The sequence below is a fragment of the Nostocoides vanveenii genome (assembly GCF_039531165.1).
In the GTDB taxonomy this organism is placed as follows: domain Bacteria; phylum Actinomycetota; class Actinomycetes; order Actinomycetales; family Dermatophilaceae; genus Nostocoides_A; species Nostocoides_A vanveenii.
The window spans coordinates 31,871-52,769 of record NZ_BAAAPN010000019.1; the positions used below are offsets into that span (position 1 = coordinate 31,871).

Annotated in this window: 23 protein-coding genes, 1 tRNA gene and 1 pseudogene; 9 read left to right on the forward strand and 16 right to left on the reverse strand. The window is 68.6% G+C overall.

All coding sequences use genetic code 11. From position 1 onward, the window contains the following. Nucleotides 1-13: 13 nt before the first annotated feature. Nucleotides 14-868, reverse strand: a complete 855-nt coding sequence (pdxY, locus tag ABD209_RS03700) for a pyridoxal kinase PdxY (RefSeq protein WP_344062293.1) — start codon at nt 866-868, stop codon at nt 14-16. A gap of 58 nt (nt 869-926) precedes the next feature. After that, nucleotides 927-1,436, reverse strand: coding sequence for a hypothetical protein (locus tag ABD209_RS03705; RefSeq protein WP_344062295.1), 510 nt, complete (start codon nt 1,434-1,436; stop codon nt 927-929). A gap of 112 nt (nt 1,437-1,548) precedes the next feature. Here ABD209_RS03705 and ABD209_RS03710 point away from each other — a divergent pair, with 112 nt between their 5' ends. Further along, a complete protein-coding gene (locus ABD209_RS03710) occupies nt 1,549-2,829 on the forward strand; it encodes a glutamate-5-semialdehyde dehydrogenase (protein WP_344062298.1) in 1,281 nt (426 codons plus the stop codon). Continuing rightward, nucleotides 2,829-3,524: a class I SAM-dependent methyltransferase gene (locus ABD209_RS03715; protein WP_344062301.1), complete on the forward strand. Its 696-nt coding sequence runs from the start codon at nt 2,829-2,831 to the stop codon at nt 3,522-3,524. Before ABD209_RS03710 ends, ABD209_RS03715 begins: the two co-directional genes overlap by 1 nt. A gap of 6 nt (nt 3,525-3,530) precedes the next feature. Here ABD209_RS03715 and ABD209_RS03720 read toward each other — a convergent pair whose 3' ends face one another. Continuing rightward, nucleotides 3,531-4,394: a spermidine synthase gene (locus ABD209_RS03720; protein WP_344062304.1), complete on the reverse strand. Its 864-nt coding sequence runs from the start codon at nt 4,392-4,394 to the stop codon at nt 3,531-3,533. Then, on the reverse strand, nt 4,391-5,356 hold the full coding sequence (locus ABD209_RS03725; RefSeq protein ID WP_344062307.1) for a glycosyltransferase family 2 protein: 966 nt from the start codon (nt 5,354-5,356) through the stop codon (nt 4,391-4,393). Before ABD209_RS03725 ends, ABD209_RS03720 begins: the two co-directional genes overlap by 4 nt. Nucleotides 5,357-5,922: 566 nt before the next feature. Between ABD209_RS03725 and ABD209_RS03730 the strand changes: the two genes are divergently transcribed. The 6 genes from ABD209_RS03730 (at nt 5,923) to ABD209_RS03755 (ending at nt 8,526) form a co-directional block, all read left to right on the forward strand. Beyond that, entirely contained in the window at nt 5,923-6,141 is a 219-nt protein-coding gene (locus ABD209_RS03730) for a hypothetical protein (protein WP_344062310.1), read from the forward strand. A 62-nt stretch (nt 6,142-6,203) separates the two neighbouring features. Next, nucleotides 6,204-6,815, forward strand: a complete 612-nt coding sequence (gene nadD, locus ABD209_RS03735) for a nicotinate-nucleotide adenylyltransferase (RefSeq protein WP_425564560.1) — start codon at nt 6,204-6,206, stop codon at nt 6,813-6,815. Continuing rightward, a complete protein-coding gene (rsfS, locus tag ABD209_RS03740; protein ID WP_324388353.1) occupies nt 6,802-7,209 on the forward strand; it encodes a ribosome silencing factor in 408 nt (135 codons plus the stop codon). Before nadD ends, rsfS begins: the two co-directional genes overlap by 14 nt. Before the next feature lie 7 nt (nt 7,210-7,216). Further along, on the forward strand, nt 7,217-7,855 hold the full coding sequence (locus ABD209_RS03745; RefSeq protein WP_344062315.1) for a histidine phosphatase family protein: 639 nt from the start codon (nt 7,217-7,219) through the stop codon (nt 7,853-7,855). Nucleotides 7,856-8,083: 228 nt separating this feature from the next. Then, nucleotides 8,084-8,156 (forward strand) — tRNA-Ala (locus ABD209_RS03750). Nucleotides 8,157-8,253: 97 nt separating this feature from the next. Continuing rightward, nucleotides 8,254-8,526, forward strand: a complete 273-nt coding sequence (locus ABD209_RS03755) for a hypothetical protein (protein WP_344062317.1) — start codon at nt 8,254-8,256, stop codon at nt 8,524-8,526. A 243-nt stretch (nt 8,527-8,769) separates the two neighbouring features. On the opposite strand, the pseudogene ABD209_RS03760 reads toward ABD209_RS03755, so the two are convergent. The 8 genes and pseudogenes from ABD209_RS03760 to ABD209_RS03795 form a co-directional block, all read right to left on the reverse strand. Next, a pseudogene (locus ABD209_RS03760) lies at nt 8,770-9,810 on the reverse strand (recombinase family protein); the annotation flags it as partial. A gap of 182 nt (nt 9,811-9,992) precedes the next feature. Beyond that, nucleotides 9,993-10,220: a hypothetical protein gene (locus ABD209_RS03765; protein WP_344062320.1), complete on the reverse strand. Its 228-nt coding sequence runs from the start codon at nt 10,218-10,220 to the stop codon at nt 9,993-9,995. A 4-nt stretch (nt 10,221-10,224) separates the two neighbouring features. Next, the gene (locus ABD209_RS03770) at nt 10,225-10,764 is read right to left on the reverse strand and encodes a hypothetical protein (protein ID WP_344062427.1); all 540 of its coding nucleotides are present in this window, start codon (nt 10,762-10,764) and stop codon (nt 10,225-10,227) included. Between the two features lie 37 nt (nt 10,765-10,801). Next, nucleotides 10,802-11,242, reverse strand: a complete 441-nt coding sequence (locus tag ABD209_RS03775) for a single-stranded DNA-binding protein (RefSeq protein WP_006591932.1) — start codon at nt 11,240-11,242, stop codon at nt 10,802-10,804. Between the two features lie 62 nt (nt 11,243-11,304). Then, nucleotides 11,305-13,107, reverse strand: a complete 1,803-nt coding sequence (locus tag ABD209_RS03780) for a TraM recognition domain-containing protein (protein WP_344062330.1) — start codon at nt 13,105-13,107, stop codon at nt 11,305-11,307. Further along, nucleotides 13,104-13,652, reverse strand: coding sequence for a hypothetical protein (locus tag ABD209_RS03785; protein WP_344062333.1), 549 nt, complete (start codon nt 13,650-13,652; stop codon nt 13,104-13,106). Before ABD209_RS03785 ends, ABD209_RS03780 begins: the two co-directional genes overlap by 4 nt. Next, nucleotides 13,649-15,133, reverse strand: a complete 1,485-nt coding sequence (locus tag ABD209_RS03790) for an ATP-binding protein (RefSeq protein WP_344062336.1) — start codon at nt 15,131-15,133, stop codon at nt 13,649-13,651. Before ABD209_RS03790 ends, ABD209_RS03785 begins: the two co-directional genes overlap by 4 nt. Next, a complete protein-coding gene (locus tag ABD209_RS03795; protein WP_344062339.1) occupies nt 15,130-15,960 on the reverse strand; it encodes a hypothetical protein in 831 nt (276 codons plus the stop codon). Before ABD209_RS03795 ends, ABD209_RS03790 begins: the two co-directional genes overlap by 4 nt. Nucleotides 15,961-16,070: 110 nt before the next feature. Between ABD209_RS03795 and ABD209_RS03800 the strand changes: the two genes are divergently transcribed. Further along, the gene (locus ABD209_RS03800) at nt 16,071-17,288 is read left to right on the forward strand and encodes a hypothetical protein (protein WP_344062342.1); all 1,218 of its coding nucleotides are present in this window, start codon (nt 16,071-16,073) and stop codon (nt 17,286-17,288) included. A 10-nt stretch (nt 17,289-17,298) separates the two neighbouring features. Here ABD209_RS03800 and ABD209_RS03805 read toward each other — a convergent pair whose 3' ends face one another. The 4 genes from ABD209_RS03805 to ABD209_RS03820 all read right to left on the reverse strand — a co-directional run bounded on the left by ABD209_RS03805 (nt 17,299) and on the right by ABD209_RS03820 (nt 20,897). Beyond that, nucleotides 17,299-18,768 (reverse strand): PrgI family protein, encoded by a 1,470-nt coding sequence (locus tag ABD209_RS03805; RefSeq protein ID WP_344062345.1) that lies wholly within the window; start codon nt 18,766-18,768, stop codon nt 17,299-17,301. Nucleotides 18,769-18,771: 3 nt separating this feature from the next. Next, nucleotides 18,772-20,133, reverse strand: coding sequence for a conjugal transfer protein TrbL (locus ABD209_RS03810; RefSeq protein WP_344062430.1), 1,362 nt, complete (start codon nt 20,131-20,133; stop codon nt 18,772-18,774). Nucleotides 20,134-20,164: 31 nt separating this feature from the next. After that, a complete protein-coding gene (locus tag ABD209_RS03815; protein WP_227007205.1) occupies nt 20,165-20,461 on the reverse strand; it encodes a DUF6112 family protein in 297 nt (98 codons plus the stop codon). A 169-nt stretch (nt 20,462-20,630) separates the two neighbouring features. Beyond that, nucleotides 20,631-20,897, reverse strand: a complete 267-nt coding sequence (locus tag ABD209_RS03820; RefSeq protein WP_013601305.1) for a DUF6112 family protein — start codon at nt 20,895-20,897, stop codon at nt 20,631-20,633. Nucleotides 20,898-20,899 lie beyond the last annotated feature (2 nt).

Genomic DNA, 20,899 nt, shown 5'->3' on the forward strand with positions numbered 1-20,899 from the left:
TTCGGGTAGGGGGTCAGTGCACCCGAGTCGGCACGAACTCCATGGCCGGGTGGGCGATCTCTTCCTGGCTCTGCACCAGTCGCAGCTCCCGGCGGCCGGAGTCCAGGGTCCGCTTCAGGAGGGCATAGACCGACGACACCGTCTTGGCCAGCGCCTCATCGGGGCGGCCCGAGTTGAGCAGGTGAGCGGTGAAGAGGGCAGCGGTCACATCGCCGGAGCCATTGGCCTTCATCGGCAACTGCGGCGTCTGGACGATCCAGGCCTCCTCGCCGTGGACGGCGAGCATCTCGATGGTGTCGGCCGGCCGGTCGGGGCGCAGCACTGAGGTCACCAGCACGGTGGAGGGGCCCATCGCCCGCGCCAGGTCGACCGCGGCGAGGGTGTCTTCGAGCGTCTCCGGCTCGGTCCCGGTCAGGAAGCCCAGCTCGAACTGGTTGGGCGTGATCAGATCTGCTTGCGGCACAACGCGTTCACGCAGCAAGACCGGGATGTCGGGGTGGACGAAGCAGCCACTCTTGGCATTGCCCATGACCGGGTCGCACGCATAGATGGCCGACGGGTTGGCCGCCTTGACCCGGGCGACGGCGTCGAGGATGACGTCGCCGATCTGGCTGCCGCCTTGATAGCCCGATAGCACCGCATCCACCTCGGGGAACGCCTCGCGCTCCTCCATCCCGGTGATGACCGCCCGCACGTCTTCGGCCGCCAGCAGCGGGCCACGCCACGCGCCATACCCGGTGTGGTTGGAGAAGTGCACGGTGTAGACGGGCCAGACCTCGACCCCCAGCCGCTGCAGGGGGAAGACGGCCGCGGAGTTGCCCACGTGGCCATACGCGACGGAGGACTGGATGGAGACGATCGTGGTCACCGGGCCATTCTCCCGTATGCCCCGCCGCGCCCCCGGGCGCGCCCGCCGCTCACCTGCCTCAGACGCGCACGCACTGACCGAATTTCCCGCCCGAGACGACATTCGCGACGCCAGTCGGTGCCGGGGCGTTGTTGGTGCAGGAGAGCTTGCCCGAGATCGCGTTGTACTTCAGCACTTTGGTGCCCTGGCGGTTGGCCGTGAGCGTGACACTGCCGGCAACGACGACCGCGGTCAAAGCGATGGCGCCGCCCGTGCTGAGGCTGATCGCGCCGCCGACACGGGAGTTCGTCACCGAGACTTTTGTGTAGCCGACAGCCGTGACGCTGCGGTCGATCACCGCGCCGTTGACCGTCAGGCTGCCCCGCGCGTCGACATTGATCGCCCCGCGGACGTTGGCATTGTTGATCGTGCAGGCCGCACCGGCCGGCACCCGGATGGAGCCGGTGGTCGCCCCGGTGATGGTCCCGCGGCATAGGCGCTCGGCGGGCGCCGCCTGGGCGGGAGCGCTCAGGCCCACAATCAGAGCGGCGGCCGTTGCAGCGGCGAGGGCGATCGACGAACGAGACATGGCAAAGTCCTCCCCAGGACTGGTGCGCCGGGCTCTGCGCCCGGCGTGAGCGACCACCCTCGCACAGGCGGACGCGATGCGCGCGCGCTCGCGTCGCCCGTACCCTTGCCGTATGACGAGTGTTTCCCCCGACGCCACCGAGGCAGTTGCGCAGTTGGCCGGCCGGGCGCGAGTCGCCGCCCGCGAACTCGCGCTGATGTCGCGCGCCGCGAAGGACGCAACGCTGCACGCCCTCGCCGACGCCCTCGACGCGGCCACCGACCGCATCGTCGCGGCGAACGCGGTCGATCTCGAGCGCGGTCGCAACGGCGGTATGCCAGCCAGCCTTCAGGACCGCCTCGTCCTGACCCCGGAGCGGGTCACCGCGATCGCCGACGCCCTGCGTGACATTGCCGCGCTGCCGGATCCGGTCGGCGAGATCGTCCGGGGCTCGACCCTCGCCAACGGCCTGCAGATCCGGCAGCTCCGCGTCCCGATGGGTGTCGTCGGAATGATCTACGAAGCCCGCCCCAATGTCACTGTCGATGCCGCCGGCCTGGGGCTGAAATCCGGCAACGCCGTGATCCTGCGCGGCGGCTCGGCGGCAGCCGACTCCAACCGTGTCCTCGTGGACGTCATGCGCGAATCCCTTGCCGCACACGGGGTCAACCCCGACGCCATCGGCCTGCTCGAAGGCGGCCACGACGCTGTCCGCGCGCTGATGACGGCCCGCGGCCTGGTCGACCTGCTGATCCCGCGCGGCGGTGCCGACCTGATCAACTCGGTCGTCCTGAACTCCACGGTCCCGGTCATCGAGACCGGCATCGGCAACTGTCACGTCTATGTCGACCGCGCCGCCGACCTCGACAAGGCGCTCGCGATCACGATGAACTCCAAGACCCACCGGCCCAGCGTCTGCAATGCCGCCGAGTCGCTGCTCGTCCACGAATCGGTCGCGCCCGACTTCCTGCCCAAGGCCCTGACCGAACTCGCCGGCGCGGGCGTGGTGCTGCATACGGACGAGCGCGCAAGCGCCATCGCGACCGAGGCCGGGGTCCCCTTTGCCGTCGCCACCGATGACGATTTCGCCACCGAGTTCCACGCGCTCGAGATGTCCGTCGGCGTCGTCAGCTCGTTGGACGACGCCCTCGAGCACGTGCGGACCTACGGCTCCGGCCACACCGAAGCGATCGTCACCGAGGACCGCTCGGCCGCCCGGCGCTGGAGCGCGGAGGTCGACGCGGCTGCCGTCATGGTCAACGCGTCGACCCGCTTCACGGACGGCGGCGAGTTCGGCTTCGGTGCCGAGATCGGCATCTCCACCCAGAAGTTGCACGCCCGCGGCCCGATGGCCCTCCCGGAGCTGACGACGACCAAGTGGATCGTCGAGGGCGACGGGCACGTGCGCGTCTGATGCGCGGCCACGAAGTCCGCAAACTCACCGCGCTCGAAGACACCCACTGGTGGTATGCCGAGCGTCGTCACCTGCTCGCCCGCTCGATTGCCGGTAGGCCGCCCGGCCGGGCCCTCGACATCGGTGCGGCCGGCGGGGGCAACACGCGCGTCCTGCAATCGGCCGGCTGGGAGGTCGCGGCCCTCGAATACGGCGAAGAGGGGGCGCTCGTCGGTCGCTCGCGCGGGCTGGAGGTGGTGCGCGGCGACGCGACGGCCCTTCCGGTCGCCGACAGCAGCCTCGACCTGGTCGTCGCCTACGACGTGTTGGAGCACATCGTCGACCACGATGCGGCCGTGCGGCAGGTGCGTCGCGTGCTGCGTCCCGACGGGGTCTTCCAGATCGCCGTGCCCGCCGACCCACGGCTGTGGTCGGAGCACGATGTCGCGGTGGACCACGTGCGCCGCTACACCAGGGCCACGCTGACAGATCTGTTGTCCCGGAGCGGTTTTGTCGTCGATGACCTGTGGTCGTGGAACGTCCTGCTGCGTCCGACGGTGGCCCTGCGCCGCCGGGCCAGCTCGGGCAGTGACTTGGAGGAGATGCCGCGACCGGTCAACGCGGCCCTTCGCGTCGTTGTCGCACTGGAGCGTCACTTGCCGGTGAAGTCGCTTCCCGGCGTCTCGCTCTTCGCCACCGCTCACCCGGTCGCCTGACGGCACTCAGCGGGCGCGCCAGCGGCCCGGGTCAGGTGGCGCCGGCGAACCCTGGGCATCGGTGTCCGTCAGCGGCCGCGCGGCGCGGGCCAGCCGTCGCGCGTGCTCGTCGGTCCACAGCCCGCTCGGCGCAGGGCAGCGCGCGACGGCGCGCGACACCGTCGCCAGCGGCAGGTCGCCCGCCGCGACGACATAGTTGCCGAACCTCCGGCCCTTGAGCACATCGTGCGTGCCGATCACGACCACTTGCCCGTATGCGGCGGCTCCCGTCAGCGTCGCCACTACCCGCGCGAGGTAGGCCCGGCCCGGCTCGTCCGGGATATTCATCGCCAACACCCCACCCGGCCGCAGCACGCGAGCCACGTCGCGGACGAACTCGCTCGTGGTCAACTCCGCCGGCACGCTGCCAGCGGCGAAGGCGTCCAGGACGACCAGATCCGCACTGCCCGCCGCCATGCCGGCGACCCCGATGCGCCCGCCGGCGGTTCGGACCCGGATCCGGTGCCCGCGGGGGAGGGGGAGTTCGCGCCGTACGACCTCGGTGACGGCGGCCGCAGGCTCCAGGACGATCTGGGGCGATCCGGGCCGCACGTGCTCGACGTAGCGAGGCAGCGTCATACCGGCACCGCCGATGTGGGTGACCCGAAGGCCGCGCTCAGGCGGCACGTCCTCGGCCAGCACGTCGACGATCAAACCGAGATGCTGGACGTACTCGAAGACCAGCAGCCCGGGATCGTCGAGTTGGACGTGCGACTGCGGCTGCCCGCTCACCCAGACCGTCGCGCCGCCGTGCCCATCGGGCTCGACGCGGGCTGCGGCCTCCGGCTCCGGCGACGACTGCGCCGCACGCCCCCGGCGCTGGCCGCTCACGGCTGCCGGGTCGCCGCCGGGTTGGCCGATCCCGTGGCCGAGTCGTAGGCGACGTAGTAGCTGGGGCGGGCCTGGGCCGCGGCATACAGCCGGCCGACGTACTCGCCCAGGATGCCGAGCGCGAGCAGTTGCACCGCGCCGACACCGGAGACCACGACGACGGTGGAGGTCCAACCGGCGACGACGTGGCCGCGGACGCGGGCATACAAGGCGAAGATCAACAAGGCGAGCGAGGCGGCTCCGCCGACGAGACCGAGGAGGGTGGCGAAGCGCAGCGGGGCCAGCGAGAAGGCGGTCATCGAGTCGATCGAGAGGCGCAGCATCTTGGTGAACGGATACTTCGACGAGCCAGCCGCCCGCTCCTCCCGGCGATAGGTGACCGACGCCGACGGAAAGCCGAGGGCGGGCACGACAAAGCGGAGAACTCGGCCATACTCCGGCAGGGCATTGACCGCCTCGACGGTCGCGCGCGACATCAGGCGATAGTCGCCGGCATCTCGCGGCGCGGCCGTGCCCGCCATGGCGTCCATGGACCGATAGAACGCGCGCGCCGTGACGCGCTTGAATCTCGAGTCGCTGGATCGGTCGCTGCGTACGCCGTAGACGACGTCGACGCTCTCCGCGCGGGCGACGGCGAGCATCTCGGCGATCACCTCCGGCGGGTCCTGCAGGTCGGCGTCCAGGGTGACGACATACGCCCCCGTCGCCAGCGCGAGACCGGCCGAGATCGCCGCCTGGTGACCGGCATTGGCGCGCAGGCGCACCACCCGCAACTGCGGCCACACACGGCGCTGCTTCTGCAGCGCGATCGCCGTGCCGTCGCTGCTGCCGTCGTCGACGGCGACCACCTCGTAGGCCGTTTCCAGTCCGTCCGCGACCGGCCGCAGGCGCGCCGCGAACAGCGGCAGGACGGCCTCCTCGTTGAACATCGGAACGACGATGCTCAGTTCGGGGACGGACATGGCGGTCACTCTACGCAGGCCAGCCTGAGTCTTCGGTGTGCGCCGGCTGTGCGGAACTGAGTCCAGGACGAGACGACACCGGCCCCTCGATGTATGAGAACCGAGGGGCCGGAGTACTGCCAGGGCCTGCGGCGCGAGCCGGGGCCGCCAGGCGACGCTGGCCACTACAGGTCACCGGGGACGATGACCGCAATGAACTGACACCATCTGCGGTGAAGTCGCCTCGTGGCACCCTCGCGTCGTCGTCCGCGAGCTGTCGGACCTTCGTCCCAGGGCCGCCGCGCAGCGCGACAGCTATGCCTCGTTATCTCCTCCACCGAACACCGGGCCGACTACTGCTGGCGCATCGACCCGACGTACGGACCCATTAAAGTCACCACCGCCCTGGCGTGCAACGACCTCCACGGGCTGTCCACCGCGACGCGCGCGGTTATCCACACGCCGCCCGTTCGGGCATCGCGTCTTACACAGGTCTGTGGGCGAAATTGGTGGAGAACCCGCGGCCGGGTAACGGGCGCGCTCGTGCACGGGGGCGGCCGGTGGCGGCGGCGCGCTAAGGTTGGGCCATGTCGATGAGCATTGTCCAGTTCGCCGCCGAGGGCGAAGAACACCTGCGCGAACTGCCGATGCCGGCCTATCTGTATGCCGTGATCGCCTTGGCGCTGTTCGCTCTCGGCCTGGCTGTTCTCTGGTTCTTCCGCGGCACCGCCGCCAAGCTCGGTCAGCCGGGCCGCGGGCACGGCCACGACGCTCACGGGCACGGCTCCGAGAACGGCCACCACTGACCGGCGACGCCGACTCCTCGACGGCGCTCGTGGCTGCCGGTCGGGGCGCCCGGTTGGGCGTCATGGGCGGCACCTTCGACCCGATCCACCACGGTCACCTGGTCGCCGCAAGTGAGGTCGCTTCGCTCTTCGGTCTAGACGAGGTCGTCTTCGTCCCGACCGGGCAGCCCTGGCAGAAATCCGGGCGGTCGGTCAGCGCGGCCGAGCATCGCTACCTGATGACCGTCGTGGCGACGGCCTCCAATCCCCGGTTCACGGTCAGCCGGGTCGACATCGACCGGCCCGGCCTGACCTACACGATCGACACGCTGCGGGATCTGCACCGAGAGCGCCCCGATCAGGAACTCTTCTTCATCACCGGCGCCGACGCACTGGCGCAGATCCTGTCCTGGAAGGACGCGGACGAACTCTTCGAGTTGGCCCAGTTCGTCGGCGTCACCCGGCCGGGCTATGAGCTGACCGAACACGGCCTGCCGGCCGACCGCGTGCACCTGCAGGAAGTTCCGGCGATGGCAATCAGTTCTACTGATTGCCGCGAACGCGTGGCGAAGGGCGAACCCGTCTGGTACCTCGTGCCCGACGGTGTCGTGCAATACATCAACAAATACCGGCTGTATGCGGCGGACACGCCTGCCGACGCGGCCGAGCCCAAGGAGAGCAGTGCCAGCATCTGACCGCGCCACGACCCTGGCCCGCGCCGCCGCGCAGGCAGCCGCAGACAAGATCGCCGCAACCATCGTCGGCCTCGACGTCAGCGGACAGTTACCCCTCTCCGATGCCTTCGTCATCATCTCGGCGAGCAACGAACGCCAGGTCGCCGCCATCGTCGACGAGATCGAGGAGCAGGTGCGCCTGGCCGGTGCCAAGGTGCTGCGTCGCGAGGGCGCCCGGGAGGGCCGCTGGGTGCTCCTCGACTTCGGCGACATCGTCGTCCACGTCTTCCACGAGGACGAACGCAACTTCTACGACCTCGAACGGCTCTGGCGCGACTGCCCGCAACTCGACCTCGGCGTTGTCGGGACCGAGCAGACGCCGGCCGCCGGCTCAGCCGCCGCCGACGCCCGCTGATTCGCGTATGGCCGCGCCACGTCGCCTGATCCTGCTGCGGCACGGGGAGACCCAGGCCAATGTGACCGGTGTCTGGCAGGGCCATCTGGATGTTCCGCTGACCGAGCGTGGCATCGCCCAGGCGGCCGCTGCCGCGCCGGTGGTTGCGGCCTACGGGCCGGTGCGGGTTGTGGCCTCCGACCTCCAGCGGACCGCGGTCACCGGCCGGGCGCTCGCCGACGTGTGTGGGCTCCCGCTCGACCTGGACGCGCGCTGGCGCGAGTTCGACGTGGGCCAGTGGACCGGACTGTCCTCGGCCGAGGTGATCGCGCTCCATCCCCAGGAGCGACAGCGGGCGCTGCGTGGCGAGGAGCAACGGCGCGGGATCGACGGGGAGGGCCCCTCTGAAGTCGCCGACCGCGTCCGCCCGGCGCTCGCCGAACTGATCGGCGCGCTCCCGGACTCGCAGTGCGCGGTCATCATCAGCCACGGCGGCACCATCAAGATCATCGCCGCGCTGCTCCTGGGCCTCGACACGCTCACGACCTCGCGCCTGCTGACCGTTCCCGGCAACTGCGAATGGGCCGACCTGGTCGAGGGCACGACCGGCTGGCGGATCGCCGGCTGGAACCTCCGCGCTCTGTCACCAAACCCCAGCGCCCATTGACCGGCAGCTGATCCGCATCCCGCCCAACCCCGTCGAGAGGCCGGTTCAGGGTCGTCGAGAGGCCGGTTCAGGGTCGTATGGGTCCGACGCTCTGCGTGGGCGAGGCCGCACGCTGTTGCCGCACTTGGCCACGACGGGTGCCAGTCGACGGCCATCGACTCGGCGATTTGGGTTAGGTGCGTGCGGCCGGGTAATATTCCGCAGGTTGCTCGCCGACACCGGCAGCACGGGGCTGTAGCGCAGTTGGTAGCGCACCTCCATGGCATGGAGGGGGTCAGGGGTTCGAATCCCCTCAGCTCCACCCCACGCACAAGGCTCGAACCCTTGCCAACGGAAACGCTGGCCGAGGTTCGGGCCTTGTGTGCGTCTGCCGCCCAGGTCAGAGCGTTGGCGTTGACTTGCGGATCAAGGAGCATCTCGAAAGGTCGGTTGTGCTCGACGCGCAGCTCGTTGTCCTCGTCGATGAAGACCTTCGTGAAGAATGCCTGGTTGCACAGCCGCCGGTTGGTGTCGTCGCAGCGGGTGTAGATGTCGGCGCAGTTGGCGAGCAGGCCGAGGGCGTCGTCGAGGTGGGCGCGGGCCTCGGCGTAGTCGCCGAAGTGGGCATCGATGCGGCGGGTCACCTGGTCGAGTTCGGCGACGATGCGGTCCTGCTCGCGCTTGAGCACTGAGAGCGGGATCGCGTCGGCGTAGTGCGCCTGCATGAGGCGATCCTGCTCGCTTTCGAGCCGGTCGCGGTTGGTCGTGAGGCGTTCCAGTTCCTCGGTTTCGGCAGCCATGAGCCGATCGAACTCGTGGTGGAGCATGCCCGCGAGCGCATCCTGCTGGGCGGGCGTGATCTGGACGCGCGTGTAGTAGTCCTCGACGAGCTTCTCGACATCTTCGATGAGCATCGCCTGGCGCGTGCAGTCGGTGCGCTTGGAGTGCCGGCCGGAGCATACGAAGTAGCAGTAGACGTTACCGTGGCGGTTCTTCGCGTTGGAGACGATGAGCCGGGAGCCGCACCGGCCGCAGTGGATGGTGCCTTTGAGGTAGTGGCCGTGGACTTGGGTTGCCTCGACGGCGCACTGGTGCGCGGTGAGCACAGACTGGACCTGGTACCAGACCTCGGCAGGAACGAGCGCCGGGTGGTTGCCTTTGTAGCGGGTGCCTCGATAGATGACATCGCCCTTGTAGTACGGGTTGGTCAGGAGTCGATGGATGGTGGACACAGCCAGCGGCTTCGCCGGCCTCTTCGGAGTCGGCAGGCTCCGCAGCCCGCGCGAGGTGAGCTCGTCGTGCAGTTGGCTGACGCTCCAGTTGCCCGAAGCGTACGCCTTGAACGCCCACTCGATCATCGGCGCTCGCTCGGGATCGAGCTCGATGGTGCGGACTTCACGGCCGAGTTCGTCGCGCTTGCGGACGTTCAGATACCCGACGGGGGCGCGCCCGTTCGTGCCGCCACCGATGGCCTTCTGGTTCATGCCCTTGGCGACCTCGGTGGCGAGGTTGCGGGAATAGAACTCGGCGATGGTGGACATGATGCCGTGCAGCAACATCCCCGAGGGCGTCTCGTCGATGTTCTCCGACGCGGACACGAGCATGACCCCGCACTGTTGGAGTGCGAGGTGAATGCTCACGTCGTCGGCGCGGTTGCGAGCGAGCCGGTCGACCTTGTGAACGATGCAGTACGCGACCTTGTTGGCCTTGACGTACTGGATCATCCGCATCAGCTCGGGCCGGTCGGACGACTTGGCTGAGGCGCCCGCGTCGACGAACTCCTCAACGATGCCGGCGCCGAGCTGTTCGGCCTTGCGCCGGGTCGCTTCGCGCTGGGCCGGGATCGAGAAGCCCTCGTCGGTCCCGCCCTTCTCTGCCTGCTCGCGGGTGGAGACCCGCAGGTAGGACACGGCGGCAGCCGCAGTCTTGGGCGGGTCGATGAGGCTGGCTGCCGGATCATCGGCAATGGTGGTCATCCGGGGCTCACTCTCACGCGGTTCGACCCTCGCGCTCCCAACTGTTCGTGGGAGGGGTGTTGATCGTGAGAGCAGCCGGTGAAGGCTGTAGGGCGAGACCCGATGGTCTCGGTGCGTGTTGCCCGCCGAGCGGCGAGGTTTAGGCCACAACACCCCGCATCGCGAGGCTTGCAGGGTTCATTCTACCGGGCGGCTTCAGAAGCGGCCAGGCCATCCGTCGCCGCCCGGTAGGTGTCGGGCACCCGCACGGCCTCGCGGGCCGCGCGGCTCTCGCCGGTCTCCTGCAACGTCAGCCGGATGAGAACCTCGGCGAGCTTGTGCAGGTCGGCGCGTTCGCGGTGGACGGCCCGGACGGAGAACGACCGCTCCTCGTACGGGCGACGATCTGTCTTCTTCGTGTAGCGGCTCATTGGTCTACGGCATCTCGTCGTCGGCCAGGTTGGCGTAGAACTCGTCTTCGGCCTCCTGGCGCTTGCGGACTTGCGCGATCACGAACTCGACGAACTCGGTGTCCCGGTCAGTGAAGGTGAAGTCCTGGATCGTGGGAGCTGGGTCTTCACCGGGCCACACAGCTTGCCGGGTCGGGCGGTCGCGGTCGCCGCGGGTGCCGCAGGCGGTGACCCAGTAGCGAAGCCGCTCTCGCGCGTCGGCGAAGTCACGATGCCAGCCGAGCGGCGCGGATGCGTTCTGCTCGGGGTCGTAGGCACCCAGCCAGTGCAGGTGCAGTGCCGACAGCTCCCAGACCATCTCAGGGTGGTGGTGCCAGAACGGCGGCACCACCGCGACGGTGAGGCCGTAGGTGCGTCGCAGCCAGTCAACCCATCGGTTCAGCGCGAGCCATTCCTGCTCCAGCTCGTGCGCTGTCAGCAGGTTCCAGTTCACGGGGTGAGGCGGTTCGGGCATGTCCGCGCTGGTGACGCGGGGCGGTGAGTCGAAGACGTCCGGCTCATCCATCTCATGCTGATCGCTCATGATGCCGTGGCTCCCGATCTCACATGCTGACCGGGGCGTGCGCCGCGGTTGCGGCTCGCTGCGTCGGGTCGTACGCCGCTGCATCCCGACCGACTCCGTTGCGCGGCGTCCGGTCGACCTCGTAGCGGGTTCGGGCGGCGTCATGGCCGATCTTCTTGGCGACGAACTCTTCGCCCTCGATCGCCTGACCATTGCGCTCGTAGTTGACCGGCCGGGTGTAGCCCTCGGCGACGAAGTTGTCGCCCTGGGCGAAGTTCGCGTGCGCGTGCTCAGCGGAACGCCCGAACATCACCAGGTGGTGGTAGGTCGTTTCGGTCTGCGTGAACGAGCCGTCGTCCTCGCGGCGGAAGTGCTCCTTGCCGATACGGGCGAAGAACCTGGCGTCTCCCTTGGTCGTCTCGGTGAGTAACGGCTCCGAGGCGATGAAGCCTGACAGCGATTCCTGGGTGTGAATGGCCATGATGGCCTCCTCCTGAACTCGGGCGACCAACTGCGTGTGGGTCGCTCTGTCAGGCAGGTGCGCTACGGCACCCAAGCGCCCAAGTTCAGGAGGCGGGGCGACGGGCGCAGCAGTGCTTCGAGTTCGTCGCGATCGCTGCGGAGTTGTGCGGCGTCGGCGCGGGTCGGCCAAGCGCGGAGGTCGGTGACGATAGGCGGCGCGGAGCGCAACATCGTGATGCCGGTGCCGAATGGCAGAGTTCGGATGCGGTCTGGCGGCAGGATCGGGACGCGGCGGATCGAGCGCTGGTTGGAGCGGGTTCCGTGGTCGCCGAGGGTCACGCTGTCGGTGTACTCGTCTCGCTCGCCGATGAGCGTGGAGAGGTCTTGGAGGTCGCGGCTGTTGGATGCGCCGCCGAGGATGATCTTGACGATGCTGGCGTCCCAGATCGCGCCGGCCTGGTGCTCGCTCCACCTGTCGCGAGCTTGGGCGAGGGACTGCAAGACCGGCATGGTTGTGATCCCGGTGCCGCCGCCTTCGGCCATGAGCGTCGGCAGTGACGGCAGCGGTGCGAGGTTGCCGATCTCGTCGAGCGCGAGCAGCAACGGGGGGTCAAGCCGTGCCCCGGGTGAGCGGGCGGCGAGCCGGCGGGCGGTTTCGATGAGGTCTTCGACGAACGCCGCGATCAGCGATGCGGAGGCTCCTGCCCCGGCACCGGTGGCGAGGAGGTAGAGGGTGCCTTGTTCGGTGAGGAAGGTCTCGGGGTCGAAGTGTTCGTGTGGGCCTGGTGTGACGGCATCGAGTACGCGCGGGTCTGCGAGGGCGGCGAGGGCGAGGGAGACGCCTTGCCAGATGCTGTCGCGGGTCTTGGGGTCGGCGTCGATCATCGCGCCCAGTGAGTCGTCCCAGCCCATCGCCGCATTCGGGTGGGAGTTGAGGATGGCGACGGCCTCCGACGCAGCGCTGGGGTCGAGGGTCCACCGAAACAGCTCGGCGGGCGGGCGACCGTCGAGCGCGGCAGCGTGCAGCAGCGACTGGAGTGCGGTGCGGGTCTTGCCTTCCCAGAACCCGCCGGACTCGACCCCGCCAGCGCTGAGGCCGGTGGCGCCGGCGAGGCCGTTGGCGCGGATCATCGCTGTCAGCGGGTCGTCGCAGCCGCGAATGGGTGACCATCGGAGTCCTGCGGGGATGCCTTCGGCGAGGTGTTGGGGGTCGAACACGGCGACCGGCCCGCCCTTGCGGCGTCGGGCCCGGAGGGTCGCGGTGAGGTTGTCGGGCCTCGTGCTGGTGGTGACGACCGCGCCGGGTGCGTCGAGGATCGCGTTGATGACGACGTGCAGGCCCTTGCCTGAGCGGGGTGGGCCGATCAGCAGGATCGAGTCTTCGACCGATGCCCATACCTTCGTTCTACGGCTGGCACCGAGGAGGTAGCCGACATCCTGCGGTGCTGGCGTCTGCAAGGAGGGCCGCAGAGTGGCCGCGCGGTGAAGCAGTGCCTTCGCGGATGCTGCGGTCTTGACCTCGTGGCTGGTCGCGATCCCCGCGAGTTGGTGCGGGTCGGTCTCGGTCTTCCGCGTGTGTCGGCGCAGAACGATCCATACCCAGACGGTCCCGGCGGCCAGTCCGACGAGCAGTGCCGTGCTGACGAGCCAGTAGACGACTGGGTTGAGCCCGTCGGCACCGAGCGCGGTCGCCGGGTCGCCGGGGTTGAACAGCACGGCGAGCCCCGCTGCTGCGCCGGCGTCGGGCTGTGGTGTGCCGGTGAGGAATGCGGCGACGCTGCCGGCGGCGCGGAGGACGAGAGCGATCCCGAACGTGCCGATCAGGCCAATCAGGGCGGCGTTGGTGAGTTCGTCGCCCATACCCCCGGCCTGCCGCTGGTTCATGTCAGCCGCCGCACCGCGAGCGTGCCCGAGATACGCCCTAACAGGATCATCTCGTGTGTGCCGTCGGGCAGGTCGTCGAGGTCGATGAGCGACCGCGCTTCGCCTGTCCCGGTGGCGTCGGTACGGGAGACGATCGTCGCGACGGCGACATCCTCGCCCGGCACGAACCCGCCCGCGGTGACCTCCGCCAGACGTGGCACCCGTCGGGCGTGGCGACTCTGACGAGTCTCCGGCACAGGGGCCTCAGACGAGACCACGGCGCGTCGGGGCCTGCGGGTGCGGAGGATATCGGTGAAGACACTCCCGTCGCTCTCGCGCACCTCGACTCGGACCGCGATCGTGTGGTCTTTGGTGATGGCATCCATGAGCGGCCCGAACGTCGCCCGCGTCCACGGGGTCGCGTCCGGCGACGGAAACGGTGCTCCATCGACCGTCGCGGTGAGGGTGCCGTCTGCGGCGACAGTGACGAGGACGTGCGGCAGCTCGACGGGAGCCGTCGCATCGTCGTCGTTCGGGCCCGATCGGCGCGGGCTGGTGAGGTTCATCGGTAGCCTCCTGCTGCGCGGCTGCTGGTGTCAAACAGGGCGAGCTCGTCGGGGTGGAGTTGGTGCTGGCAGACGAAGCTCCTGGCCTTGATCCGCCACAGGCCTTGGCCGACGCCAAGGTTCGGCAAGAGCTGCTGCTCGGTGCCGGTCAGACCGAGAGCGGTTGCGGTCGGCCCGAGCTGGTCGGACTCCTGCCGGTACACGATCCGCGTCTCGGCGTTCGCGAGCAGTGAGTTGGCCAGGGAGCGCATGGCGGAGCCTTGGTCGCCCACGTTGTCGAGGTCGGTGAGCTTGTGGAAGATCAACATGTTCGCGATCCCGTAGTGCCTGGCGAGTCGCCAGTGCGCGTCCATCCGCCGCAGCAGCGCCGGGTGGGACATGAGCCGCCAGGCTTCGTCGTAGATCACCCACCGCTGCCCGCCGTTCGGGTCGAGCAGCGCGGACTCCATCCATGCCGACGAGCACGTCATCAACACCGAGATGAGGGTCGAGTTCTCGGTGACCCGGGAGAGGTCGAGGGAGATCATCGGCAACGATGGATCGAACCTGACCGTGGACGGGCCATCGAATAGCCCAGCCAGGTCACCGGCGACGAGACGGCGCAGCGCGTGGCCTACGAGCCGGCCGTCCTCGGCCAACCTGCCGTCGGCATCCGAACTGGGGGCGAGGATGCGTTCGACGACCATCGGCAGGATCGGCACGTCGTTTTCCCGCACGGTCTGGGTCAGTGCGATGTCGATCGCGGTGTGCTCCAACGGCGACAACCCTCGCGCGAGCACGGTCTCGGTGAGCGCGCCGATCAGGTCACGACGCCGGGCCGCAACCGTCGAGGCCCACTGCTCATCCGACAGCCCGGCGGGTCGGTGGCCCTCATCGAGCGGATTCAGCCGGGTGTTGAGCCCGTGGCCGAGCACGATCGCACGTCCGCCGACGGCGTTGGCGACGGCGGTGTGTTCGCCCTTCGGGTCGCCGGGAACGTACACGCGCCGCCCGAACGGCAACGACCGCGTATAGAGCGATTTGGCGAGGCTCGACTTCCCAGAGCCAACGATCCCAGCCAGCACCACGTTCGGGGCAGTGATGATCCCGCGCGCGTACAACACCCACGGGTCGTAAACGAAGCTCCCACCCGAGTACAGATCCTGACCCACGAACACCCCATCCGCACCGAGGCCACCCTCGGCGACAAACGGATACGCCCCCGCCAAGGTGGCAGAGGTGTCCTGATGGCGCGTCAGATGGAACCGGCCCGGCGTCCGCAACCGCGCGGCACCTGGCTCGCCGGCCTTCGGCAGGTAGATCGTGGCTCGCCGCTCGGCCCGCCCCTGCTCGGCCTTCTCCTTCGCGGCAGCGAGCGCAGCCTTACGCTGCTCGGCATGCAAGCGGGCTTCTGCGCGACGGCGCTGCTTGCGGAGTTTCCGGCGTTCCTTCGACGGTGCCACCAGAACGGCGGTGTGCAGCCGCTCGCGATCCGGGGTCACAGCACCAGCCCCCGCGCCTGCTTGACTGCCGTGATCTTGGCCGGCTCGAACCACGAAGCGTCCCGCTTCGCCGCCGGAAGGTCGGCCCGCTTCGGAGCGCCCGGCGACGAGTACGAATCCAGCAGTTCCGGCCCGCCCTGTACCGGAGCCGGTCCGACCTGTTCGGCATCCTGGGGTTCTGCCTCTGGTTCGGTGTAGCGGCGCAGCAGCGAGACGTAGCCGACGTGCGGGTTGACGACCAGTGCGTAGTCGCCCGAGAGCACCACGCGATCGTTGGTGCCCTGGCCGGGTTCGTCGTAGACGTACCCGTTCTCCAGCGCGGCCCGTGTGGTCTCGTCTCCGTAGTCCCACTGCGCCAGGTAGTCCACCGCATCGACATGCCCCAGCTCGCCGAGGATGCGCAACGGCCGGTCGGCCTCCTCGCCTTGCAGGAAGACCACGCTGACCCACCGCGACGGCACCTCCTCCTTGACGACAGGGTCGGAGTGCCAGCCGATTCGCCCGGCGGCGATGAAGCCTTTCGCGAGCCGGTCGTACGCCTGGTCAACGAGGTTCGCGGCCTGACGCAGTTCTTCCGCAGTGGTGAGGGCGTCTCGCACTCCTGCCTCGTGGTTGCCGGCGTCGTTGAAGGCGTGCGCGGCCTTGCGCTCATGAACATCGGCGATCTGGTCGAGCGCCTGCCGCAGCGACCGCATCCCCGAAGACAGATCACCGATCACCCCGTACATCTCGGCAGGCTGATCGAACTCCCGACTCGCGTGCGCGAGCCCCCGCAGCGCCTCGGACGCCTCAGCAGCATCGGCAGTCGAATCGAAGAACGTGGGCATCATGGGCCTCCTAGCGCGTCGTGTGTCTTGGAGGTGCGCAGGACTCCCACTCGGCTGTCGGCGGTCACGAATACTCTTGAGTCAGGACGCACACAGAGGAGGAGCGGCAGGTGGCTGATGAGATCGAGTTGATCCATGACGGCGAGGGGCTGGCTGTCATCGGCAACCCGTCGGCCGTCGAGCGCTTCCTTGATTCAGCGGGGCTGTTGTCCATCTCCCGTGAGTTTCGTCTCGACAGGGTCGGATCAATGCTCGACACGGGGTCGAAGATGGCGGAAGCGGCATCCAACATCGCTGAGAACGCTGGCCGGTACGTGAGACTCACCAAGGAGTCGGCCGAGCAGGTCAAGGAATTCGGCCTGATGCCTACGAAGACCAAGGGCATCAGCCACGCGATGCTGGGCGACCCCGGCTCCATCAGCAAGTGGATTCAGATCGAGCATGGTCCGGCATCACTTCTCATGAACCCCGCGATCCTCTCCGGCGCTGCCGGAGTGATGGCTCAGGTTGCTCGGCAGCAAGAGGCACAGGAGTTGAAGCAACTTCTTGTCACCATCGACGGAAAGCTCGACGACGTACGCCGTAGGCAAAGGGACGAAGTCCTCGCCAAGATGGATCGCGTCAGCTTCGTCATCGACGAAGCGATGGCGATACGCGAACACGGCGGGGACCGCGAAACCGCTTGGGACAAAGTCAAGACCGAGGTGGGCACAATCGCCGAGGTCCAAGCAGACGCACTACGTGCTTTGGAAGCCCTCGCCGACAAGGCCAACGACCAGTCGGGCGTGGGTGCACTCGCAAGGGCGACCCAGGACATTGAAGCAGAGGTCGGCATCTGGCTCGCCGTGCTTGCGCGATGCTTCCAGTTGCAGAACGAGTATGCGGTGCTGGAGTTGGATCATGTCTTCGACACAGCGCCGGCTTCGCTGGATGGACATCGGATCGGTCTCGATGTTGCGCTCCAGCAGCGACGCAGCAAGATCGTCCTGAAGACAGGGCACCTCATGACTCGCCTCGATCAGGCTGGTGGTGTCGCGCGCGAGAACGTCGTGCTGCATGCCCGCGCCGCACGCAAGGTAATCAACTCGATCAACACCGTCAGCGACTCCATTGACGACTTCCACACGCCATTTGCGATCGAGTCCGACCGGGAAGCGCTGACCAGCACTCGTTGGAGAGACGCAGTGCGCGATCCGCAGCAGTTGCGAAACGCCGCAGCAGAGGCTGGGCCGAATGTTGCTGTGGGTGTCCTGGGCATCGGGACCCTCGTCGTCGGGGCGGTCCTCAAGAACGGCGACTCGAAGGGATCGTCTGGCGGAGACGCCTGAATGACTGAAGTCACACCCTCCGGCAGAGCGGGAGTGCGGCGCAGGTGAACGCTGCGGCTTGCTGGCCGACGAGGAGCCGGGTCTCGCAGGAGGCTTGGATCGCTGCTTGCTCGATGGCGGCGACGGCGGCGTCGAGTTCTTCGACGGTGGGTGCTGAGACGGCGATGAGGCCCGTGTAGCGGAGGATGCCGTGTCCGGCGGTGAGGTCGGCTTCTTGCTGGAGCACGTCGTGGTATTCGGCGGTCTGGGATGCGTCTTCGATCTGGCCGATCTTCGCGCGCTGGGCCTGGTCGGAGATGTGCTCGACTTTCTTCTTGCGGATGTCACGTGCGGCCTGGTCGGAGCGCATCGGTGTGCAGATCAGCGAGAACGACCGCTGGATGCCGGTGGACAGCAGTACCGGCGACAGGAACCCCGGATAGACGAGCGACCTGGGCCACTCGCTGACCCAGAGCACGGCGTGGTGGGCGGAGTCGGTGCGCAGCTTGCCCCAGGTCTCGGTGACCGCAACTGGCCCGGCCGTGGCGAGGGACTGGCCGAGCCTGCCGTGGCGTTCCAGGGTGGCCGCGATCGCCGGGTCGTAGGCAGAGCGCAGCATCACCGCGATCTGCCCCGGTGTCATCCATCCCGACGGTGAGAGGTCGGCGGAGCGGAGCGCGGCGACGAGGGTGTTCATCTCTTGCCGCAGCACGGCGGCGGCCCCGCGTATCCCGCCTCCGGCGGTCCTGATCTGCCGTGCGCTGGTCTTCATGTCCAGTGACAGCGAGAGCGTGGTGGCGTGGCGTTCGCCGGCGGGTCCGGCACGGTGGATGAGTTCGGCGTAGGTGTCGGCTGCCCATGAGCCGTCCGGGGTGCCGTGGGTGGCCCACCATTCGGCGAGTCCGGTTCCGGAGTCGGGGAGGGTGCGTTCGAGAACCTGTAGCGTCGCGATTCGCCCGGATCGGCAGACGGTGGCCAGGACTCGGCCCCAGGAGCTGACGCGGCGTTCCTGTTCGCCGGGATCGAGGAGCACGAACGCGGGATGGGTGACCTCACACACGACGGTCAACGTGGCGGCGTGGGGGTCGTGGATCATCCCGGCGTTGGTGTCGGGATCGGTGTACTCGCGCAGTCGCGCCATGTCGCCGGGCAGGGCGAGGGTGCCGACGGGACGCGGGACGACGATCCTGCGCAGGAACAGCAGCTGCCCGCCGGTGGTGCGCCACAGCCACCAGCAGGCGATGGGCAGCCACTCCACGATGGGCCGGCCCGCGATGGGTATCCATGTCAGCGCGGCGGCGAGTACCCAGATGGGGGCGGTGTAGGCGAGCAGCATCCCGCCGCCGGCGTAGAACGCGCCGATGAGCGTGGCTCCGCCGATGGCGAGCGTGATGAGCTGGGTCAGCGACAGGCCGAGGAGGACACCGCGGCGGGTGAGGCGGGAGAACTTCACCGGCACGAGTTCGCCCGCGGTGGGCCGGTCGTTGTTCGTGCTGCTCATCGTCTACTCCTTCGGTGGGCGGGGCGCTGGCGGCGGGGGCTGCTTCGGCGGCGGTGACGGGTCGCTGCTCGGCGGTCGTGGTGCCGGACTCGACGGCGGTGCCGCAGGCGATGCGGCGGGCGGTGGCGGTGTCTGCGCGGCCGCGTCGGCGGCATGCTCGCCCTGGGCTCCCAACGCGGTTCCGGCCTTCGGCCCGGCGGTCGCGGCACCCTTGGCGACACTCGCCCCGACCACGACCCCTGCTGCGACGGGACCGGCTGCGGCTGCGCCGCCTCCACCTGCTGCGGCCCCTCCGCCACTGGCGGCGGGTGCCGGTGCCGGGGTCTTCGGCGGTGGCGGGGCGCTGCTCCCACCGCCAGAGCCTCCACCCGCGTTCTCGCCGCCACCGCTGGTTCCGTCGAGCACCTTCTTCGGGTCGCCGCCGCCTTGCGGCTTGGCCGGGACCGGGATCGGACGGTTGAGTGCGCTCTTGGCGTCCTGCTCCGAGCCGATCGCGTGGTACATGTCGAACCCGACGAACGCGATGAACTTGTACGTCAGGTACGGGGCGAACGCGGCCATCGCCATCAGCACGATCCCCGCGATGGGGTCGCTGACCGAGGCGAGGTCCGAATCGATGGGTGCCGAGACCTGGGTGATCGCGACGAGGAACATCACAACGAGCACGAGCTTGGAGCAGATCAGCGCGACGACGAACATCGCCCACTTCCCGATCCACCCCCGCGAGGCATCCCACGAGGCACCAGAGAAGGCGAGCGGCGCGAACACGACCGCGACCAGCAGGAGCGCTTTCCTGACGAGGAGGGACAGCCACACGATCGCGGCGGCGGTGATCGCGAGTCCTGCCATGAAGATCGTAATGATCGCTCCGACACCGGGGGCGGCGATGTTGATGCCGACCAGCCCTGCGGCGAGGAGCGCGATCTTGTCGCCCATCGACTCGGTGGTCTCCCCGGCGGCCTGCACGATCCCGATGCACAGCTGGTCGACGACCTCCAGCAGCAACGCAGTGAGCGTGATGACCACGAACGACCCGAGGACGGACTTCGCCAGGCCAAGGGCGGCGCGGGTGAGGGCGGTGGGGTCGCGGCGGATCAGACCGGTGATGAGTTGGAGGCAGAAGAAGATCAGCATCACGAAGACCGCGATGCCGAACAGCAGGTTGTAGACGGCGATGTAGCCGGGCTTGGTGACATCCACCAGCGTCGTGGTGTCGAAGACCGACCAGACCGCCTCGAACAGCCACCCGGCGGCGGCACCCATCGCCTGGGCGAGCCAGTCGAACGGGGCCGCAACCAGAGACGCGGCTCCTTCGCCGACGGCATCGCAGACCGAGGAGATCACGGGAACGTCGCACACGCCCATCACGAACACCAGCTCTCGACGAAAGGCGGGGTCAGACGGACTGGCCGACGTTCCAGAAGAAGTTGATGAGCGTCACGCTCGCGCCGCAGATCACCGCAGCGCCGCAGGAAACGAGGACGCCGATCTTCCCGCGCGAGGCGAGGTGCGGGTTCGAGGAGTTCGCGCCGAAGCCCCACACGATCGCGGACACGATCAGCGCGAGCACGCTGAGGATCAGGCCGATGGTCATCACCGCGCCGACGATGGTGCGCAGCTGGTTGATCCCTGGCAGGCCGTTGGTGTTGGGGTCGATGTTGATGTCCATCGGCACCAGCAGCGGCGCGGACATGACGGTGGCGAGCAGATCGAACACGGTAGGTCTCCTTGGCGACGGGCGGCCCGCCCACGAACTCGCAGACGGGGTACACGCCACAGGTGCACCCGCAGCCCCTCGACAGCAGACACAGCGATGCCCACGTCGGCGAGGACGTGGGCATCGAGCTCAGAGAGGTTCAGAGTCAGAGTTGCTGGCCGAGGTTGAGCAGCCAGTTCATCCAGGCCACGCCGCCTCCGGCGAGGACGGCCGCGCCGACCGCGACGAGCACTCCGATTCGGCCTTTGCTGGCGGTGGCGTAGTTGCCGTGGGCCGTGGCGATCGCCCACACGATCGCGGAGACGATCAGCATGAGGACGGCGACGATCAGGACGAACGTCAGCAGCGCGCCAACCACGGCGCGGAGGTCGCCGATGCCGCCGAGCCCGTCGAAGTCTGGGAAGACACCCATCG

Excerpts from the sequence above, each read along its gene's own strand:
- ABD209_RS03705 (WP_344062295.1), bottom strand. The coding sequence starts at position 1,436 with ATGTCTCGTTCGTCGATCGCCCTCGCCGCTGCAACGGCCGCCGCTCTG.
- ABD209_RS03710 (WP_344062298.1), top strand. The coding sequence starts at position 1,549 with ATGACGAGTGTTTCCCCCGACGCCACCGAGGCAGTTGCGCAGTTGGCC.
- ABD209_RS03715 (WP_344062301.1), top strand. The coding sequence starts at position 2,829 with ATGCGCGGCCACGAAGTCCGCAAACTCACCGCGCTCGAAGACACCCAC.
- ABD209_RS03725 (WP_344062307.1), bottom strand. The coding sequence starts at position 5,356 with ATGTCCGTCCCCGAACTGAGCATCGTCGTTCCGATGTTCAACGAGGAG.
- ABD209_RS03730 (WP_344062310.1), top strand. The coding sequence starts at position 5,923 with ATGTCGATGAGCATTGTCCAGTTCGCCGCCGAGGGCGAAGAACACCTG.
- nadD (WP_425564560.1), top strand. The coding sequence starts at position 6,204 with ATGGGCGGCACCTTCGACCCGATCCACCACGGTCACCTGGTCGCCGCA.
- ABD209_RS03745 (WP_344062315.1), top strand. The coding sequence starts at position 7,217 with ATGGCCGCGCCACGTCGCCTGATCCTGCTGCGGCACGGGGAGACCCAG.
- ABD209_RS03765 (WP_344062320.1), bottom strand. The coding sequence starts at position 10,220 with ATGAGCCGCTACACGAAGAAGACAGATCGTCGCCCGTACGAGGAGCGG.
- ABD209_RS03770 (WP_344062427.1), bottom strand. The coding sequence starts at position 10,764 with ATGGATGAGCCGGACGTCTTCGACTCACCGCCCCGCGTCACCAGCGCG.
- ABD209_RS03775 (WP_006591932.1), bottom strand. The coding sequence starts at position 11,242 with ATGGCCATTCACACCCAGGAATCGCTGTCAGGCTTCATCGCCTCGGAG.
- ABD209_RS03780 (WP_344062330.1), bottom strand. The coding sequence starts at position 13,107 with ATGAACCAGCGGCAGGCCGGGGGTATGGGCGACGAACTCACCAACGCC.
- ABD209_RS03785 (WP_344062333.1), bottom strand. The coding sequence starts at position 13,652 with ATGAACCTCACCAGCCCGCGCCGATCGGGCCCGAACGACGACGATGCG.
- ABD209_RS03795 (WP_344062339.1), bottom strand. The coding sequence starts at position 15,960 with ATGCCCACGTTCTTCGATTCGACTGCCGATGCTGCTGAGGCGTCCGAG.
- ABD209_RS03805 (WP_344062345.1), bottom strand. The coding sequence starts at position 18,768 with ATGAGCAGCACGAACAACGACCGGCCCACCGCGGGCGAACTCGTGCCG.
- ABD209_RS03810 (WP_344062430.1), bottom strand. The coding sequence starts at position 20,133 with ATGGGCGTGTGCGACGTTCCCGTGATCTCCTCGGTCTGCGATGCCGTC.
- ABD209_RS03815 (WP_227007205.1), bottom strand. The coding sequence starts at position 20,461 with ATGTCCGCGCCGCTGCTGGTGCCGATGGACATCAACATCGACCCCAAC.
- ABD209_RS03820 (WP_013601305.1), bottom strand. The coding sequence starts at position 20,897 with ATGGGTGTCTTCCCAGACTTCGACGGGCTCGGCGGCATCGGCGACCTC.